A 17,797-nucleotide genomic window follows, 5' to 3' on the forward strand; every position below is an offset into this window, starting at 1 on the left:
AAATCTTAGAAACCAAGTTTTGTCTGGATTCTAAAAAATTCTTCAGGACTTACTTCCATCGATCTTTTATATAACTTTTTTAAAGTTTCTGCATTTTGCTTTTTGTCAGTATTGTATCGTTTGTATGAAGTTGCCAGAATTGAACTAAAACATGTATCCTGGTATTTTGTTCCAGGATATACTTCTTGAATTGTAAGTCGAATTTTTGTTGTTGGTTTTTCAAGAATTACTTTATTGAAATATACATAATCATCAAAGGAAATCGATTTTGTAATATCATTGTCCAAATCTTCTAATTTAAAAGTTTTTACACGGGCATTCTCTTTATAAAGCTTCATGTTATTAATATCTGAGTATCCATTAATCAGTTCAAGTTCAATTACAGGTTCTGTAAATTCAACTGTAATGAATTCTCCAATACCGTTTCCATCAACTCCTTCTACCCATGGAATATGATTATAGTTCCACCAGTATGGATGACATCTACAACCTACTTCAAAGGCTTTACCTAAATTGTCAGGAGTATATTTTATAATGCGTCCTTTTATTGTTTCCTCAAAAGAAGATGAAGCTGAAATTGATTTAATATTTCCATTATGAAAACCTTCAGTTCTATCTGAATCATCATAAGTGTTTTCTCCATCGTTTTTAAAATCCCTGAAGACCTGATTAATTCCACCTGTTATGAACAACATAGAATACTGATTGTATTTACATTTCAAGTAACCGTCCTTATCTATTGCCAGACAAGATCTTGGAAGTACTGTATATAAACCAAGATATCCAGTTACAAACCATATATTATTATCATCATAAAAGAAATAAGATTCTGCATCCGGTTCAATATCAAAACAATCTAATACAGCAGGTAAATTATCTGTATCAGCTTGAACAATTTGTACTACACCTGCTTCTTCAAGTTTATCTATAAATGATGCAAAGCGTTTTTTTGATACATCTTCTTTATCAAACCTGCTTGTTGCTTTTCTATTTATCCACCCGTATTTTGAATCAGTAAGATTGTCGATTCTTACATAATACCAGACTTCCTCTTGTTTATCCGTTGCGACATATGTTGCCCTTGTCTGAAGACGCACACCTTCAGCAACAGGAATAGAAAACTTCTTATTTATAATTTTGAGTTTCTGATTAAAATTTCTTCTATCATTTGAATAACTAAAATCAGCGATTGGGTTCTTTGTTATAAATATTTTATTGCTTGAAGAATCCGGGGCTTCAAAAAAATACGTTTCTTCTGAAACTGTTATATTTATATGAGAACAAGTAACATCGTAATTATTTATTTTAAAATTATTTAGAGCCTTTGATCTGCTATCATCTATAAAAGAAAATCCATTTATTACATATGTTCCTGATTTTTGTTCCTCTAAATCAAAACCTTCTGGCTCCCATATTAAGAAAGAATTGTCTTTATTAGGAAACAGAATCTTCTGCCATTTTGAAATATATTCAGGATCAGATTCATCTGCAATGTACTCCGGATATTCCAGATGAATTTCATCTTTTGTCATTCGAAGATTTCCTCTCATCAATGGAATTCCATTTTGTTGAAATTCATAAACTGCTGATGTATCATCATCTGTCTTTGGGCCATTAAAAACTATCTGTGAAACAACCCCATCATCATCAATATATTTTAATTTTCTTGTTCTTGATGGAATGGTTATAAACTGTTGTGAAGCTTGATCACTAGATTCAACTTTTATTTCTTCTGTAAGAATATTAGATGATTCAGTTTTTTTTGTGCATCCAAAAGCAAATATACAGATAAATAAAATAATAAATAATTTATTTTTCATTTTTCTTTCCTTTGCGCCTTAGTACAGACATTTACATATTTTCTTCTAAAATATTTTACCATAGTTTTTTACACGATGTAAAACATCGGAAAGATCTATATAATTTCATATTATTGCTTTCTCCTAGATTGAAATATAAAAGATTTGTATAGATTTATTCTTTCTTTTTAAAAGTGAGAAGATTATTATAAAAATATGGCTGATTTCTTTTCAATGTCTGCAATCTCACAGGAACGTCACTTTGAATTAGTTAATGATAAATCTGATAATTATGATGTTCCTCTTTCTTCATTCTGGTTTTCTTGATACTAAGCTATGCTAAAATATATTCAATCTAATTTAAGGAGTCATTTATGAACGAAATTATCAAAGCAATGAAAGAACGCAGAAGTATCCGCAAGTTTAAGGTAGAGCTTCCATCAAAAGCAGATCTTGAGCAGATCGTTGAAGCTGGACTTTATGCCGCAAGCGGAATGGGAAAACAGGCTACAAAAGTCATCGTTGTAACAGACAAAAAGCTTCGTGATAAAATCATGGAAATGAACCGCAAAGTTGGCGGATGGGACAAAGGTTTTGATCCTTTTTATGGAGCTCCGGTAATGATCATTGTTCTTGGAGAACTCGAGAATGGTAACCGTGTTTATGACGGCTCGCTTGTAATGGGAAATCTTATGCTTGCAGCTCACTCTCTTGGACTCGGAAGCATCTGGATCCACCGTGCAAAGCAGGAGTTTGAAAGTGATGAAGGAAAAGAAATCCTGAAAGAACTCGGCATCGAAGGTGAATGGGAAGGTATCGGCCACTGCGCTGTAGGCTACATGGATTGCGAACTTCCACCACCTCCTGCTCGCAAAGAAGGCCGCGTTGTCTGGGCAGAATAAATCCATTATGTTCAGACAAATGAAAAAATTCGATAGAAAAACCGTAATAGAATCTTTTCGAACTTCCATTCCGATTATGGTAACCTTTGTTGTTATAGGAATTGGATATGGAATTCTTATGCAGAAGCACGGCTTTGGACCTCTGTGGTCTTTGCTCTCTGGTTTTGTTATTTACAGCGGAACAGCTCAGTTTGTAAGCGTTGCGATGCTTGCTGATTCTTCTTTTTTTATGGCTGCAGTTACTGCACTGATGATCAGTGCACGCCATATCTTTTTCAGCATTTCCATGATTGGCAGATACAAAAACGAGGGCCACAGAAAATGGTATCTTTATTACGCTCTGTGCGATGAAACCTATGCCATGCTGAGCAAAGATAAAATGCCCGAGGGCGTGAACGTCAGCTTGTACCGTGTGCTGGTAACCGCCTTAAATCAGTCATCATGGATTATCGGTTCTGTACTTGGCGGCCTGCTCGGCTCGCTGCTGGAGTTTGATTCAACCGGAATTGATTTTGCGATGACGGCTCTGTTCACAACTGTATTCATCGAACAATGGCTTTCTTCAAAATGTCACATTCCATCAATACTTGGTGTTGCCGCTACTCTGATCTGCCGCCTTCTGTTTGGAAGAGATTTATTTCTGATTCCTTCAATGGTGGTCATAATTATTGTGCTGACACTCTTACGTAAAAAAATCGAACCAGAAGGAGAACTGAACGATGAGCGACTTTAAGCATTCCTTAATTATAATTCTTGTCATGGGTGTCGTTACGCTTGCTACAAGAATTCTTCCTGTTCTGATTTTTGGACGGAATGAAAAAATCCCGAAATACATTATGTATCTCGGAAAAGTTGTTCCTTATACTGCAATGGGACTTTTAATTGTCTATTGTTTTAAAGATGTCTCTGTAGTCCAGGCACCGCATGCAATTCCAGAACTGATTGCCATGACCGTCGTAATCGCTTCATACCTTTGGAAACGCAATGCAATTTTCAGCGTGGTCATTGGAACTGTGCTTTACATGCTGCTGGTGCAGCTGGTATTCACTGTCTGAAAGTCTTTTATCAATTTGTCAAAAATCCCTTTTACCCTATCCTCTGGATTTCCATGCAGGAACTCATGCCAGAACTCGAACGTTGTTATAACATTTGACGCCGCAATATGTTTTTTTATAAGCTCAGGATTTATGACTTTTCCAGAAATCTCTTTTACGGCATTGGTATACATATTAAGAATTTTATCCAAATCAATCTGAATGCCATCAGCTCCGAGTCTGCTCATAAAGAAACTCAAGTCTTCGGAAGCTCCGCCTATAGCAACGTTCTGCCAGTCGCAGACGCAGATTCTTCCATCATCAGTTTTTAATAAATTATCCCAATGAAAATCTCCGTGAATCAAAACTCTGTCTTCATTATTATGCCAGCAGATTATTTCATTTATCTTTTCAGCGATAGGATTCAATGACTCTTCATCAAAAACTTTTGGATGCTCATTCAGAACACTTCTCCAACCGTTGAGACAGTAATCAACACGTTCTTTATCTAAAGGCTCTTTTCTGTTCTTCTTCAGAAACTCAGGGATTTTATCATTATGAATCTTCGCTAAGGTATTAATGATTTTTTGAAGCTCACCATCAGAATTGGAACGTTCAAGCGAAACATATTTTTTCATAAGAATGATTATCTCATCATCAGATAATTCCACACTTAATATTTCCGGGAGATATTCAGACGAAGTATTCATTTTGCTCTGATAGAACAAGGCCTCTTTTTGATATGTGTCGAACATATCGTTCTTTAACATATCCCTCTGAACATGTTTTAAGATTTGTTCGCCATTGATTTCATATACATTTGCGCCGCTTTGGCCCACCCTGATTTCTGAAACTTTATTTCCTGATAAATACTTTTTGATGTCCAAAATATTATTTCCTTCTTATTATGTTTAATATAGAAAAAGGCAAACTGAATAGCCCGATAACGATAAATGCTATTCCCATTACAAAACCAGTTTTTTCCTTAATACCAGACACCATCATAATACCGGCAAAGAGGATCATCAATGAGTTTAATATAAGAGTCTTAGGATATCGTTTTACCTTTTCTTCTTCAGATGCATCTTTTTTTAAAACTGGAACAACATTAATCATTTCCAGAATAAAAAGAACAACAATTGCAGAAAAACCTAACCAAAAACAAATATTCATTTTTAACTCCTAATCTATTATAACATATTTTATAATCGAAATTGGAAATATTCGTATAGATCTATTCTTTCATTTTACTGATTTGAAGATTATCATATAATTATGATTCCGCAGATACCTATGGTTTGAGCTATAAGAAATGCATCGTTTTACCCTTTTCTTATACTCTGCATACTCGTCGCCATAAAGTGTGGAAGTACAGGCGTCATACTAAAACCCTCACATAAAAAGTACCGCTACCACTTCCCTGCTTTTTTATTTTGCCGGAATCGCAAAGTTGCTTAAGGGCTTTTTCTATGGTCTGACGAGCTAAAGATGGGCACTCTTCCTGTATGTCACTTTTTGTAAATTTTCCAAGACGAGAGCTCGTTACCTTTTCAACCATTTCAAGAGCAGAAAGCTTATCATCAATAAGATTAAGGCGTTCTTCAAAATCGCGATAAGCAGAAAGAATAATTCCTAAAAGATATTTTACAAAAGAAGTGTTGTCATTTTTACCTTCGTTCCATTTTTCTGAACTTTGTTCCAGAACATCATAATAAGTGTCTTTTGTTTTTTCGATCTTCTTCTCAAGACTTATGTATTTACAGACAACAAAGCCGGAACGATAAAGCAGAAGCGTTGTAAGAAGTCTGGACATACGACCGTTACCATCATTAAAAGGATGAATACACAAAAAATCCTTGATGAAATTTATGATTAACAGGAGAGGTTCTATTTCACCAAGCCCCATCGCTTTATTAAATGTATCGCAAAGCTCCTGAACTGCACCCGGTGTTTCAACAGGAGAAAGCGGTGTAAAAAGAGTACGAGAAGTTCCGTCCGCAAAATTGGCAACAATATAATTCTGCGTGTTTTTTAACTTTCCTCCAAAATCAGGATTAGAATACTGATACAAATATTTATGGAGCTGCAGAATGTAATTTGGAGTAACAGGAATATATTCATAGTTTTCATGAACAATATTTAGAACATCCCTGTAACCCATAATTTCTTTTTCATCGCGGTTGCGTGGAGTAGTCTTGTCCTGAACCAGTTGCTTGATTCGAGTGTTTGTAGAAACAATACCTTCTATTTTATTTGAGCTTTCGGTGCTCTGGATTTTGGCAATTTCAACAAGTTTTTCCAGCTTGTCTTTTTTCTGTCGCACAAATAATTCCTGTCGGCCTTTGTATTCATGAATTTTTGCAATATACCCAAGCACTTCGGTATCAACTGTGCAATTTGAAAGCTTTGAATAATTAAAACTTCGCATCTCCTACAAGACCTCTTTATCTCCTATTTTAGTGCTATAAATAGGAGATGTCAACAAAAGGTAGGAGAAAGCTGAATTTACTCAATAGTCTCGATAAAAAAGACCGGCATGCCTCAAATGAAGTATACCGGTCTTACAGGTATTTATGCCGTTATTTTTTAGCCGGCTCCCACTTACACCTTACAGGTGACATAATTGAGCCATCTTTCTTCATTTCTGCAAAAGCCTTATCAACAACCTTGCGGTCTAGTCCGGTCAACTCAGCAACCTTTCCTGCATTCAATGGTTCTCCGGCCTTTTTAATGGCATCTAATATTGTTTCCTTTTCAGTCATGGCAATATATTTTTACATACATCATTTCCTCGTGGGTTAGCTTCCGATTTCCATTGACAGAAAGAATGTACTTTTCCAGAGCAGCGCAATTTATTTCATTCATATATCGTATAAATGAATCGTAACCCGAAGTGTGCAGCAGGAGATTCACAAGATATTCTTTATTTTCTTTATACAAACGTGCTCCATCATAAAGCGTTTGCTTCCACGGATAACCATCTGCCCCAATCTGATTCATGATGTCTGCAACAGCTCTGGTGTGTTCCCATGCAATAAGATCATATTTATCTTTAAAATGGCGGTAAAAGGTTGCCGGTGAATATCCGCAGTTGTCTACAATCTCTTGTATTGTAATCTTATCAATAGTCTTTTTCGCAGCAAGCTCCTGAAAAGAAGCTGTTAAAATTTCTTTTGGCGTTTGTCTTTTCATATCTGATTTTTCATCCACTCAATATTCATCAGAATAAAATCTTTTACATCGCGCTCAAGATTTAATTCCTATTGAATTTCTTTTAGATCTTACAGCATCATTTTGTGATATTCTTAAATTATTATTTGAAATTAAGGTTCCGATTTTATAAATTGTATTACTTCTAGATTCAAATTTCAAACTTTTTATTCCCAAAAGAAAACTTGTGATCTTGTTTCTTCTATTCGATTAATAGTTTTATATTGTCGACTACGAAATCAATTTCTTCATCAGTTGCCTTTTCTATAAAATCGCAGTTTCTTTGTTTCCAATCGAGATTCTTTATTTGGTCACTAAGAATACAACCATTTATTGAATGATAATCTAATACCCCAATAATCTTTATAAGCAAAGTTATCTATACCAATTAAAAGTTCAGTAGTTTTTTTGAATCCGATTTTTTCGAAAGCAGCCTGGCGCTCAACGGCATACAAAGGGATTTTTGTTATTATTTTATCTGTATCAAATAGCTCGTAAGCAGGAGGAACAATTAAACCTGCAATACTTTGAATAACCTCTGCAGTTTCGAATTCAGATTTCAAATCAAGTCTGAGAACTCCTGTGTGATTGAAATAATCTTCGGCTGTACGATGAAACAATTCTATTGTGCCGATAGCGGTATTGCTCTTTTTTTCAACGATGGCCCAGCGTACAAAATATTTTTCTTTGTACGAATACAGCCAAAATTGAATTGCTTCATTCATTCGTTCAATTGTGGAATAATAAAAGTTGTCACCATGGCAATTGTCGCTGTTAAAAAATGGCAGCGCGTTTTTATCGCTGTAAACTTTCAGCAAATCATTTGCATCTTCGGGTGTTACAAAGCGCAAGAGATAATCGCTGTTTTCAAATACTGGAACTTCTTCGTATACGGGCTTCATTGTTTTCTCCTTATCAATAAATTAAGGGAAATTTTCCTCTAATTTCCCTTATTTCCCTCTATTAATTATTCATATCTAGAATAAACTTTTTATTAATATATTTCGTTATCAAAGCGTTAGCGATGGGAGCCCCTGGCCGACCGCAGGCGAAGCCGAGGACGGTGAGCGCCCAAATACTTTTCATTGACTATACCGTTCCTGACTGCTATTATAACCCTACCTATACAATAGGCAAATAAAAAAAAGAGGACTATATGAAAACAATCGAAACAAAAACTGCACCGGCAGCAATCGGACCTTATTCACAGGCAATTCTTGCAAACGGATTTCTTTATACTTCGGGACAGATTCCGCTCAATCCTGAAACTGGAACAATCGAAGGATCTTCTATCGAGGCTCAGGCTGAACAGGCTATAAAGAACCTCGGCGAAATTCTTAAAGCCGCAGGAACAGACTTTTCTAAAGTTGTAAAGACTACCTGCTTCCTCGCCCACATTTCAGACTTCGCTGCCTTCAATGCAGTTTATGAAAAGTACTTTGTTTCAAAGCCTGCACGCAGTTGTTTTGAAGTTGCAGCTCTTCCAAAAGGCGCGCTTGTTGAAATTGAAGCTGTAGCTGTTGTAGAGTGATGCAACCGGCTGGTGCGATGTCTGTAAGGGATGGGAAGAATGATTATTATATCCACACACTTATAAACTTTTTAGTAATCATGATTTTGCCGTACTCTGTTGTAATTGGATAGGCATCGCCAAAGTCTATCATCTTTCCTGAATCATCAAATACTTTTCGATCTTTTACAAGCAGGGCTTTCTGTCTTAGATTGCCATTTTCATTGATTTCCAGAATTAGAATCGCATTGTCACCTGAGTTTGATTTTCTTTTTATGAGGACTTTTACTCCGTTTTTTATTTCAATCCATTTATCAAAAATTATATTATCCATAAACTATACTTTCTGTACTTCAATTATTTAGAATGCTATATATTTTTGCTTAAACGAAGCATATAAAATTTTTCTGTTTCATTCTCATTACTTTGAAAAGAAAAATCTATATTTTTAAAACCCATTTTTATCCAGAATAAAATTGCTGCAGAATTTTTCAAATCAACATTCAGTACTATTCTATTAAACCCTGAATTTTTCCATTCGGTCTCAAGAAGAGTATAGATTTCCTTACCATATCCTTTTCCATGAAATTTTTTATCTTCAAAAAAATCTCCAAGAAAAATAGTATCAGCAGACATAAATTTTTCGTAATATTGAACGTATACACAAGGTTCTTTGCTTTCAGTCAGTCTGAAGCCAATAAAATGATTGTTTTCTAATACCCCATTTTCTGGTATTGACGGATTTTTTATATCAGCATCGTACTCAAAATCTGAATCATATCCATTGAAACTACATATATATCTTATTGAATCTATCAAGCACTTATAATCTTTTATATTTTCTTTAGTTATTGTTTCTTTATAAAATTTCATTGATACCTCTGAGAGATAATACTTTACATCATTCTGATTGCGTCGTTTTTTATTTATACCAAATTCTTCTTAAAACTGATATATCATCATTTACAGAAATCTCTTATTTCTATAATGCAAAGAATTATTTAAAAAACTAGACTCTTACATTTTAATTGATTACTTTTTAATTGTATACAATCTATTATATAAGGGGTATTTTATGACAATTTATGATTTTATCGTACAAGACAAAGATGGAAAGAAAGTTAGCCTTTCTGAATACAAGGGAAAAACTGTTCTTATTATTAACACTGCTACAACATGTGGATTCACTCCGCAGTATGCAAACCTTCAGGACTTATATAGCCGCTACCAGGATAAAGGATTTGTAATTTTAGACTTCCCTTGTGATCAGTTTGGACATCAGGCTCCGGGAAGTGACAATGAGATTCATCAATTCTGTACATCCCGTTTTGGTATAAAGTTTCCTATGTTCCACAAAATTGAAGTAAACGGTGAAAATGAAGAGCCGCTTTTTAAATATCTGAAATCACAGAAAGGTTTTAAAGGCTTTGATATGAATAATACTCTTGCCAAAGCCATAGCTTTCCAGCTTAAGCTCAAGGATCCAGATTATGAAAAGAATGCTGATATCAAATGGAACTTTACAAAATTCCTTATTGATAAAACCGGCACTGTTGTTGAGCGCTACGAGCCAACTGCCAGTATGGAAAAACTGGAAGATGATATCAAGCAGATTCTTTAGTAATTCTTAATGGTGGAAGTGAACACCACAGCCAGAAAAAGCACTTGTTGAAATCGAACCCTTGGCTATTGTAGAGTGAGATTCAGGTTAGGCTAGAATCTCACCGTTTCGCGAAATCACAACAACTCGCCATGGAAGGAATTTTCCGCTGGCTTTTAAGGCTTCGGTTGCAGCACGCTCAAGACCTCCACAACAATGTACTTCCATACGAACGATTGTAATGCTTTTGATGCTGTTGTTACTGATTATTTGAGTGAGCTTTTCTGTGTAATCACCTTCATCAAGTTTTGGACAGCCAATCAGAGTAATATGATTTTTGATAAAGTCACGATGGAAGGCCGCATAGGCATAAGCTGTACAGTCTGCCGCAATTAAGAGATTTGCGTTTTCAAAGAAAGGTGCTTGTGTCGGCAAAAGTTTTATCTGAACTGGCCACTGCATAAGTTCACTTGGAACTGTGTGATTATCATAACTTTCAGAAGATTCATTCCGATTAAAAGTATGCATTGCGCTGCCAGGACATCCTCCTGCATGAGCATGTGCCATATGACCGGCTCCGCCTTCATTCTGAGCTGCTAAAATCTGTTTTCTCATTTCTACAGCTTCAGGACTATAAGCCGCGCTTTCGCGCTCTTCAATTGTGATTGCATCTGCAGGACATGCTGGAAGACAATCCCCAAATCCATCACAAAAATCATCTCGCAAGAGATGAGCTTTTCCATTCTCCATAACAATCGCATTTTCATGACATGCAGAAGCACATAATCCACACCCAGTACATTTTTCTTCATCAATCTTTACAATCTTTCTAATCATTTCAAAACCTCACTATGGAAATCATAACAAAGATACTAAATAAAGAATGTTGTTAAAACAACAAAATGCGATTATTATAAATAATATGGAAAATCAGGTTCTTCTGAAAAATCCGCTTTTCTCTGGAATTAAGGAAACAAAACTTCCTGCCGTTCTGGAATTTCTATCTGCAAGCGAGCACGACTTTATTAAGGGTGAATCAGTTTTTCATTCGGGCACTGTAACCAACCAGATTGGAATTGTTCTTGAAGGACGAGTTCAGATTGAGAGCAATGATTTCTGGGGAAACAAAACTATTTTGGATAGTCTTGGAAAAGGAAAAGTTTTTGCAGAAACTTATGTACTTACAAAAGTTCCTCTGATGGTTGATGTTGTTGCGACTCAGGATTCAAAAATCCTTCTGCTTCAGATTGACAATCTGGGCCTTGGCAAAAATTCATTCTCTCAAATCATTACAAAAAATATCCTTGGAATCTCAATGAAGAAAAACCTTCACCTCTCCCAGCGGATTTTCCATACAAGTTCAAAAACAATTCGCGGCAGACTTTTATCATATCTTTCTTCTCAGGTTCCAGCCAAAGCACCCGCCGCTGAGTTTGACATTCCCTTTGATCGTCAGCAGCTAGCCGACTATCTTGAAGTTGACCGCTCTGCCCTTTCCGCCGAACTCAGCAAAATGAAAGCCGATGGCCTGATTGATTACTGGAAAAATCATTTTAAGCTGCTGTCTGGAGTTGAAAATTGAGCATATGACGGGTAAACTAGTAAACAAATAATAAAGATGTACAATATGAAAGTAGCAGTAACTTACGAAAAAGAAACTGGAAATATATTCCAGCATTTTGGAAAAACTCAGTATTTTAAGATTTATCAGATTGAAGATGGAAAGATTGTTTCATCAGAAGTAATTGATAACGGCGGAAACGGACATCACGCTCTTCCACCATACCTTAAGAGCCTTGGAGTAGAAACTCTGATTCTTGGAAATCGTGGACAGGGTGCTGTAGATGCAATTACCGCAGCCGGTTTAAAAGAGCTTCCAGGAATTACAGGTAGTGCAGACGAAGCAGTTGAGCTTTTTGCAAAGGGAGAACTCAAGCCTAACTTTGATGCTAAGTGCGATCATCACGGAGAACACCACGAAAATCATCACCACGGAATTTTGGCCAGAGGCTAAAATGAAATTCGCGGCAAATCTTACAAATTGATTGTGCAGATTTTATAAATCATATCAGGAATGATCTGGCATCTGGTTTGATGATAACGTTCCTGATAGTACCCTTCTCTACCGAGGAGGGGAACTCCAGTTGTAGAATTATCAGAAACAACAAGTAAAGCAATGGAAGGCACTTCCATTAATTCTGTGACTTTATAAAATGTACTGGTTTCCATTTCAATCAGTTCTGCTCCAGTAGCTTTGATTTCATCCAGATGTGAATACTCTAAAGCAATTGAATCTGTAGAAAAAACTTTTGCAGTCTTTAATAAACAACCATTTTCTTTTGAAAGCTGACAAATCTTATCTACATAATTTTTATCTGGATAGATTTTTTCAAACGGATGAAAATCACTAAGTTTGTTATCAAAATAATGAGAAGCATAAACTCCTGAAATACACTCCACTGGCGTACAAAAATCACCTATTTCAAAGTTTTCAGATAAGCCTCCAACAGCTCCAATGAAAATACACTTTTTGAACTTCATTTCAGAACAAATAATCAGATTATCCAGTAAATTACATCCCCCACTGGCAGTCTGAGCCCAGGCTATTTTATAACCATCTTTTTCAACTAAAAAACCAGAAAAGTATGCATGCTGAGCTAATTCCGTAACCTTGAAACTTGGATCCTTAATAATTTTTGTTGGTTTCCAACCTGGAGCAACTACAAGAGCGTCATAGAAAATGTCAGAAGGAAAACCAAACACTTCTTTGTACATTACCCCTGAGTTATATTTCTTCATGTTTTCAATTGCTTTTTTTAATTCTTGTTTCATTCTTTTATCCTGAATTTTTTTATAGCAGATTATAAATTATTTCTCCATAAAGCGTTTCTTTAATTTTTAAACTAACTCTTTGTCGATTGGGTATTTGGTTTTCATTGTAATCTCCTAATTTCCTAACCCAAACTTTTTTGAAACAACTTCCAGTGTGGTTATAAAATAAACGTTATCAAATATCATTTTTTTTCCTTTTTTTATTATATCATGTTTTTTAGAAAATACACTCATTGAAATCTAAGTAGTGGCTATTGTAGAATAACAGATATGAAAGTCGCAGAAATTTTTACAGAAAGAGCACATTTAATGTGTCCGAACATGTGCTTTGGAATAGTAATTTGCATAAACAAAGAACTTAATGAAAACAAGATAGCCGATACCGTGAAAAGGCTTTCTGCGGCTCATCCTTTTCTCAGGGCACTTATTTCACACGAAGAACAGAGAAACAGATTCTTTTATGATGTAAAGGAAGACTCGCAGGTAGAGTTTTCGCTCTGTTCCGGTAATGTTTTGAATGTAGATTCACCTGAGATTATTGCTGAATTTGAGAGAATCACTTCAAGGGATTTTGATCTTTTCAAAGAAGGAATGCTAAAGATTTCTGTCTGGCCATCGGGCAGAAAAACTATCGTACTTATGGTTTTCCATCATCTTCTTGCAGATGGACGTGCCGCCCTGGAACTTTCAAAAGAATTCGCGGATTATTATGCACTTGAAAAACAGCCTGTATTTGCGGAAGAAAAGCTTATATCATCTGCTGCGGAATTCCCTGAAAACTCACGTCTTTCATTTATCAGCAGATTGCTCGTAAACAGAGCAAACAAACAGTGGAAGAAAGAAAATAAAAGACTGACCATCGAAGATTACCACCACTTTGCAGATGATTTTCTCAAAAATGATAAGGTAAAACATAACCTTTCTGTTTTTCAAATTTATGAAACTAACAGTATCGCAGAAAAATGCAAAGCGGAAGGCATAACGGTAAACGATTATCTTCTGGCAAAACTGTTTACCGAAGATAAAACCAGAAGAATTGTTATAGCAGCGGATCTCAGAAAATCCTTAAAATGTTATAATCCCGGGGCAATGGGAAATTATTCCACAGCTTTTTCTGTTGAGATTAATAAATTCGATGATGATCTTTTTGCAGTAGCAAAGCAGGTGCATGACAAGGTTCGAATAACAGCTGCCAAGCCGTCATCTCTTTATCTTGTATTGCAATGCTATGCCGCTCTTGAGCCAGGTCTGCTGGATGCGGCAATGATGGCAAGCAAAGGCAAGTTTGAAAGTAAAGCTGCTGAGTTCATAGGCAAGAAATTCTTCCACCTGGACAGCCCGGAAGGATACAGCATCACAAATCTCGGAAAAACAGAATGCGCTGTAATAGAAGATGCATACTTCATTCCGCCTGCTTCACCCGCAATAAAGAAAACCTGGGGCGTACTTACAATGAACGGCAAAATGAGAATATGCACAAGTGAGCGATAAGTAAAGAGTATTTTGAAGAAGGCATTCCACAGAAGAAATAATCCAACCTTACCCTTCAATAACCCGCTTCATCTCTTCCAAAAAGACATCTGCAGCCTTGGTAAACTGCTGACCTCGTCGCCAGACTACATACATTGCTGTTGTAAGCTCCGGCATTAGCGGTTTAAAACAGAGAGGACTTTCTGCGCTCGTATCTACAAGTCCTTCAAATGTTAATAGATAGCCGGTTCTTTCGCGGGCAAGAACAGAGCCGTTGTAAGTCAAATCAAGAGTAGCGACAACATTGACCCGCGAAATATCATCGCCCATCCATTTTGGAAGGTCGGCCGCAAGTGACTGACGGGATATCATAATCGGCTTATCAATTAAATCTTTAGGCTCAATAAAATCACGGTCAGCAAGTTCTGCATCGCGTCTCATTACAACCCCCCATCGGTCAACTGCATGGACAGTAAGACAGTTGAATTTTTCAAGATCTACATTTTCTACGATTACGGCAAAATCAAAAAGCCCTTTATCAAGCTTTTCAAGAACTCGTTCGCTGTCTCCTGCATAAAGATGATATTTTATTTTTGGATGTACAGTTTTAAGATGATTTATACACTTTGCCAGAAAAGAAATATTTTTGGACTCTGCGCAGGCAATTGCGATGTTTCCGGTAATCTCATCTTCTTTAAGCGCCTTAAAATCAAGCAAGGTCTTATCTGCCATCGAAAGAATGTCTTCTGCACGGTCGCGTAAAAGTTCTCCGGCTGGAGTAAGCTTTATTGCATAGTTGGTTCGTTCAAAAAGCTTTTCGCCAAGCTCCCATTCCAGGTCTTTAATCTGGCGGCTCATGGTTGGCTGAGTAACATTCAGATTTTCGGCGGCCTTTGTTATGTTGGCACAGCGGGCAGCTTCAAGAAAATATTTTAAAACACGAAGTTCCATAAGATTAGTATAATACAATAGGAGAAATCAGTCATTCATAAAAAGCATTTCTAGTTATTAAAACAAAGTATTGGTAATATCAAAAAACATGCGTTATCTTTTAAGCATGGAGGACGCAATGAACGAACATTACACATTTGAACTTTTACCAGAGGTTTCACGCAATAAAGTAACTTTTAAAAATCATTTTGGAATTGAACTGGCAGGTGACCTTTATATTCCAAAAAACGCTGCCGAAAAAGGCAACCCAGCTATAGCAATTTCAGGCCCCTTTGGTGCAGTAAAGGAACAGTCATCTGGATTTTATGCAAATCAGCTGGCACACCGTGGATTTATAGTTCTTGCTTTTGACCCTTCATATTGTGGTGAATCTGGAGGACAGCCCCGCTACATGAACAGCCCGGACATCAACACGGAAGATTTTATGGCAGCAGTAGATTTCCTTTCAACACGCGAAAACATTGACAGCGAGAAAATCGGGATTCTGGGAATCTGCGGTTGGGGTGGCATGGCTTTGAATGCAGCTGCAATTGACACAAGAATCAAAGCGACCGTTACTTCAACTATGTATGATATGAGCAGGGTTACAGCCAACGGATATTTTGACAGCGCCAATTCCGCACAGGCAAGACACGAAGAGCGCAAAGCTCTTATGGCACAACGAACAGCAGACTTTAAAGCTCTTTTGGCTGGCGGAACTTATGCACTTGCCGGTGGAGTTGTTGATCCTCTTCCTGACGATGCACCTTATTTCGTAAAAGATTATTATGATTATTACAAAACTCCACGCGGTTACCACGAACGCAGTCTGAACTCAAACGGCGGCTGGGCTATCAGTGCCTGTACATCACTATTGAACACAAAGCTTCTTGCTTATGCAGATGAAATCCAGAGCGCAGTTCTTGTAATGCACGGTGAAAAAGCTCATTCGCGATATTTTTCTGAAGATGCATTCAAGCGTCTTACCGGCTGCAACAAGGAACTGGTAATTATTCCCGGTGCAAGTCACACCGATTTGTACGACGGCGGAAAAAACAATGCAATTCCTTTTGATAAGCTTGCGGATTTTTTTGCAAAGTATTTGAAGTAGAGGGTTGCTGATGAAAAAAATATTTATAGTTTTAATGTCAATTTTTCTTCTTGCTTCTACGGCCTGCGCTAATGGCAGCAGGGGAATAAAATCATCTGACATAGGAGTACTTTCTGATATGAAAATCTCAATTCAAATTACAAGTGATAGTGGCAGCCACACGCTCGCCGCCACACTGGCCGACAATTCTTCTGCCATGGCGTTTTACGAGTTGCTGGAAAAAGGCCCTGTCACAATCAAAATGACCGACTACGGAAACTTTGAAAAAGTTGGCCCGCTTGGAACAAAGCTTCCACGCAACGACACCCAGATTACCACACAAGCCGGCGACATCATTTTGTATCAGGGAAATCAGATTACAATTTACTATGACTCTAACAGCTGGAACTTTACCCGCCTTGGAAAAGTAGACGGGGTAACACAGGCCGAGCTCAAAAAGATTCTTGGCAAAGGCAATGTGACGGCTGTCTTTTCTGTAATGGAATAGAAGGAAATGCTTTTGAAAAAACTATTACTGATTTTTGCGGTATTGCTTATGACAGACTTAATAGCAGCAAAAGAAAACCAAACTGTAAAACTAAACTCTGGATATGAAATGCCTACTCTCGGTTTGGGCACATGGACGCTCACAGGCGAGACTTGTGAAAATGCCGTTTATGCCGCGCTCAAATCTGGCTACAGATTAATTGATACTGCAAAATATTATGGCAACGAGAGTGAAGTTGGAAACGCAATTCGTCGTGCTATAAAAGATGAAATCTGTAAGCGGGAAGAAATCTTTGTAACTACAAAACTCGTTCCCTGGTCAAACAATCCGGATCGTGATATTGACGATTCGCTTAAACAGCTTGGTCTTTCTTATATTGATCTTTGTCTGCTTCATCAGCATGGATCGACTTCGGGTGATGATGCAGTTTACAAGGCTATGATTCGTGCAGTTAAAGACGGAAAAATCCGTTCCATCGGAATCTCAAATTTTTACACCGAAAAAACTGTTTCGCATTTCATAAAGGACTTTGAAATCCCACCGGCAGTCATTCAAAACGAAAACCACTTGAAATATCAGAATAATTCTTTACGTGACTGGGCAGCCAAAAAGGGAATCTTTATAGAAAGCTATTATCCATTCGGCGGTCGCGGCCACACAAAAGAGCACCTGCAAAATGAAACCGTGCTGGAAATCGCTCGTGCCCACGGCAAGACGGCTGCACAAATCATCGTCCGTTGGCACCTGCAGTCGGGCTACATCACAATTCCCGGAAGTTCAAACCCAGCACACATTGCAGAAAACTTTGATGTTTGGGATTTTGAACTTACTGAGAATGAAATGAAAAAACTAAACGCGCTCGATACAGGGCGACGTTATGAAAACTGGTAATAGATTTAACACAAGGAGACT

General features: G+C 37.0%; 23 protein-coding genes. 11 read left to right on the plus strand and 12 right to left on the minus strand.

All coding sequences use genetic code 11. The features are described from left to right. Positions 1-5: 5 nt before the first annotated feature. A complete protein-coding gene (locus BMY21_RS05320; protein ID WP_074641576.1) occupies positions 6-1,820 on the minus strand; it encodes an NADase-type glycan-binding domain-containing protein in 1,815 nt (604 codons plus the stop codon). Positions 1,821-2,173: 353 nt separating this feature from the next. Between BMY21_RS05320 and BMY21_RS05325 the strand changes: the two genes are divergently transcribed. Genes BMY21_RS05325 through BMY21_RS05335 form a run of 3 tightly spaced genes read left to right on the plus strand, consistent with a single transcriptional unit; the run spans position 2,174 to position 3,756 of the window. Then, positions 2,174-2,701 (plus strand): nitroreductase family protein, encoded by a 528-nt coding sequence (locus BMY21_RS05325; protein WP_074641578.1) that lies wholly within the window; start codon positions 2,174-2,176, stop codon positions 2,699-2,701. Between the two features lie 19 nt (positions 2,702-2,720). Then, positions 2,721-3,434 (plus strand): AzlC family ABC transporter permease, encoded by a 714-nt coding sequence (locus BMY21_RS05330; protein WP_074641957.1) that lies wholly within the window; start codon positions 2,721-2,723, stop codon positions 3,432-3,434. Next, complete coding sequence (locus tag BMY21_RS05335) at positions 3,421-3,756, plus strand: branched-chain amino acid transporter permease (protein ID WP_074641580.1); 336 nt, start codon at positions 3,421-3,423, stop codon at positions 3,754-3,756. The genes BMY21_RS05330 and BMY21_RS05335 overlap by 14 nt, the downstream gene beginning before the upstream one ends. Here BMY21_RS05335 and BMY21_RS05340 read toward each other — a convergent pair. From BMY21_RS05340 to BMY21_RS05370, 6 genes are all read right to left on the minus strand, one after another. After that, on the minus strand, positions 3,720-4,505 hold the full coding sequence (locus BMY21_RS05340) for a phosphotransferase (RefSeq protein WP_143064162.1): 786 nt from the start codon (positions 4,503-4,505) through the stop codon (positions 3,720-3,722). The two genes, BMY21_RS05335 and BMY21_RS05340, sit on opposite strands and share 37 nt — an antisense overlap. 121 nt (positions 4,506-4,626) lie before the next feature. After that, positions 4,627-4,908: a hypothetical protein gene (locus tag BMY21_RS05345; RefSeq protein WP_074641584.1), complete on the minus strand. Its 282-nt coding sequence runs from the start codon at positions 4,906-4,908 to the stop codon at positions 4,627-4,629. A gap of 205 nt (positions 4,909-5,113) precedes the next feature. Beyond that, positions 5,114-6,163, minus strand: coding sequence for a Fic family protein (locus tag BMY21_RS05350; protein WP_074641586.1), 1,050 nt, complete (start codon positions 6,161-6,163; stop codon positions 5,114-5,116). Between the two features lie 151 nt (positions 6,164-6,314). Then, positions 6,315-6,497 (minus strand): transcriptional regulator, encoded by a 183-nt coding sequence (locus tag BMY21_RS05355; protein WP_074641588.1) that lies wholly within the window; start codon positions 6,495-6,497, stop codon positions 6,315-6,317. Continuing rightward, a complete protein-coding gene (locus BMY21_RS05360; RefSeq protein ID WP_143064163.1) occupies positions 6,490-6,927 on the minus strand; it encodes a TetR/AcrR family transcriptional regulator in 438 nt (145 codons plus the stop codon). The genes BMY21_RS05355 and BMY21_RS05360 overlap by 8 nt, the downstream gene beginning before the upstream one ends. A gap of 332 nt (positions 6,928-7,259) precedes the next feature. Beyond that, entirely contained in the window at positions 7,260-7,847 is a 588-nt protein-coding gene (locus BMY21_RS05370; RefSeq protein ID WP_074641591.1) for a GNAT family N-acetyltransferase, read from the minus strand. Positions 7,848-8,101: 254 nt separating this feature from the next. Between BMY21_RS05370 and BMY21_RS05375 the strand changes: the two genes are divergently transcribed. Then, positions 8,102-8,476 carry a RidA family protein gene (locus BMY21_RS05375; RefSeq protein ID WP_074641593.1) on the plus strand — a complete coding sequence of 125 codons (375 nt, stop codon included), beginning with the start codon at positions 8,102-8,104 and terminating at the stop codon, positions 8,474-8,476. Between the two features lie 46 nt (positions 8,477-8,522). Here BMY21_RS05375 and BMY21_RS05380 read toward each other — a convergent pair whose 3' ends face one another. Both BMY21_RS05380 and BMY21_RS05385 read right to left on the minus strand, forming a co-directional pair. Next, entirely contained in the window at positions 8,523-8,789 is a 267-nt protein-coding gene (locus tag BMY21_RS05380; RefSeq protein WP_074641594.1) for a hypothetical protein, read from the minus strand. A gap of 35 nt (positions 8,790-8,824) precedes the next feature. After that, a complete protein-coding gene (locus tag BMY21_RS05385; protein ID WP_074641596.1) occupies positions 8,825-9,328 on the minus strand; it encodes a GNAT family N-acetyltransferase in 504 nt (167 codons plus the stop codon). A 202-nt stretch (positions 9,329-9,530) separates the two neighbouring features. Here BMY21_RS05385 and BMY21_RS05390 point away from each other — a divergent pair, with 202 nt between their 5' ends. Next, positions 9,531-10,076: a glutathione peroxidase gene (locus BMY21_RS05390; protein WP_074641598.1), complete on the plus strand. Its 546-nt coding sequence runs from the start codon at positions 9,531-9,533 to the stop codon at positions 10,074-10,076. 87 nt (positions 10,077-10,163) lie between these two features. Here BMY21_RS05390 and BMY21_RS05395 read toward each other — a convergent pair whose 3' ends face one another. Next, a complete protein-coding gene (locus tag BMY21_RS05395; RefSeq protein ID WP_074641600.1) occupies positions 10,164-10,892 on the minus strand; it encodes an ATP-binding protein in 729 nt (242 codons plus the stop codon). Positions 10,893-10,977: 85 nt separating this feature from the next. On the opposite strand from BMY21_RS05395, the gene BMY21_RS05400 reads away from it, so the two are divergent. Together BMY21_RS05400 and BMY21_RS05405 are read left to right on the plus strand one after the other, a co-directional pair. Beyond that, positions 10,978-11,637, plus strand: a complete 660-nt coding sequence (locus BMY21_RS05400; RefSeq protein WP_074641601.1) for a Crp/Fnr family transcriptional regulator — start codon at positions 10,978-10,980, stop codon at positions 11,635-11,637. 45 nt (positions 11,638-11,682) lie between these two features. Then, positions 11,683-12,069 (plus strand): NifB/NifX family molybdenum-iron cluster-binding protein, encoded by a 387-nt coding sequence (locus BMY21_RS05405; RefSeq protein ID WP_074641603.1) that lies wholly within the window; start codon positions 11,683-11,685, stop codon positions 12,067-12,069. Between the two features lie 20 nt (positions 12,070-12,089). On the opposite strand, the gene BMY21_RS05410 is transcribed toward BMY21_RS05405, so the two are convergent. Further along, complete coding sequence (locus tag BMY21_RS05410; protein WP_074641605.1) at positions 12,090-12,887, minus strand: phosphorylase family protein; 798 nt, start codon at positions 12,885-12,887, stop codon at positions 12,090-12,092. Between the two features lie 270 nt (positions 12,888-13,157). Between BMY21_RS05410 and BMY21_RS05415 the strand changes: the two genes are divergently transcribed. Then, positions 13,158-14,378, plus strand: coding sequence for a condensation domain-containing protein (locus BMY21_RS05415; RefSeq protein ID WP_083379701.1), 1,221 nt, complete (start codon positions 13,158-13,160; stop codon positions 14,376-14,378). A gap of 48 nt (positions 14,379-14,426) precedes the next feature. Here BMY21_RS05415 and BMY21_RS05420 read toward each other — a convergent pair whose 3' ends face one another. Further along, positions 14,427-15,308, minus strand: coding sequence for a LysR family transcriptional regulator (locus BMY21_RS05420; protein WP_074641608.1), 882 nt, complete (start codon positions 15,306-15,308; stop codon positions 14,427-14,429). Positions 15,309-15,426: 118 nt separating this feature from the next. On the opposite strand from BMY21_RS05420, the gene BMY21_RS05425 reads away from it, so the two are divergent. The 3 genes from BMY21_RS05425 to BMY21_RS05435 are packed head-to-tail and all read left to right on the plus strand — an operon-like array spanning position 15,427 to position 17,776. Beyond that, complete coding sequence (locus BMY21_RS05425) at positions 15,427-16,398, plus strand: alpha/beta hydrolase (protein WP_256210271.1); 972 nt, start codon at positions 15,427-15,429, stop codon at positions 16,396-16,398. Between the two features lie 10 nt (positions 16,399-16,408). After that, on the plus strand, positions 16,409-16,885 hold the full coding sequence (locus BMY21_RS05430) for a cyclophilin-like fold protein (RefSeq protein WP_256210272.1): 477 nt from the start codon (positions 16,409-16,411) through the stop codon (positions 16,883-16,885). 6 nt (positions 16,886-16,891) lie between these two features. Then, on the plus strand, positions 16,892-17,776 hold the full coding sequence (locus BMY21_RS05435) for an aldo/keto reductase (protein WP_083379705.1): 885 nt from the start codon (positions 16,892-16,894) through the stop codon (positions 17,774-17,776). Positions 17,777-17,797 lie beyond the last annotated feature (21 nt).

Origin of the sequence: Treponema bryantii, assembly GCF_900111035.1 — a bacterium.
Classification (GTDB): Bacteria; Spirochaetota; Spirochaetia; order Treponematales; family Treponemataceae; genus Treponema_D; species Treponema_D bryantii_C.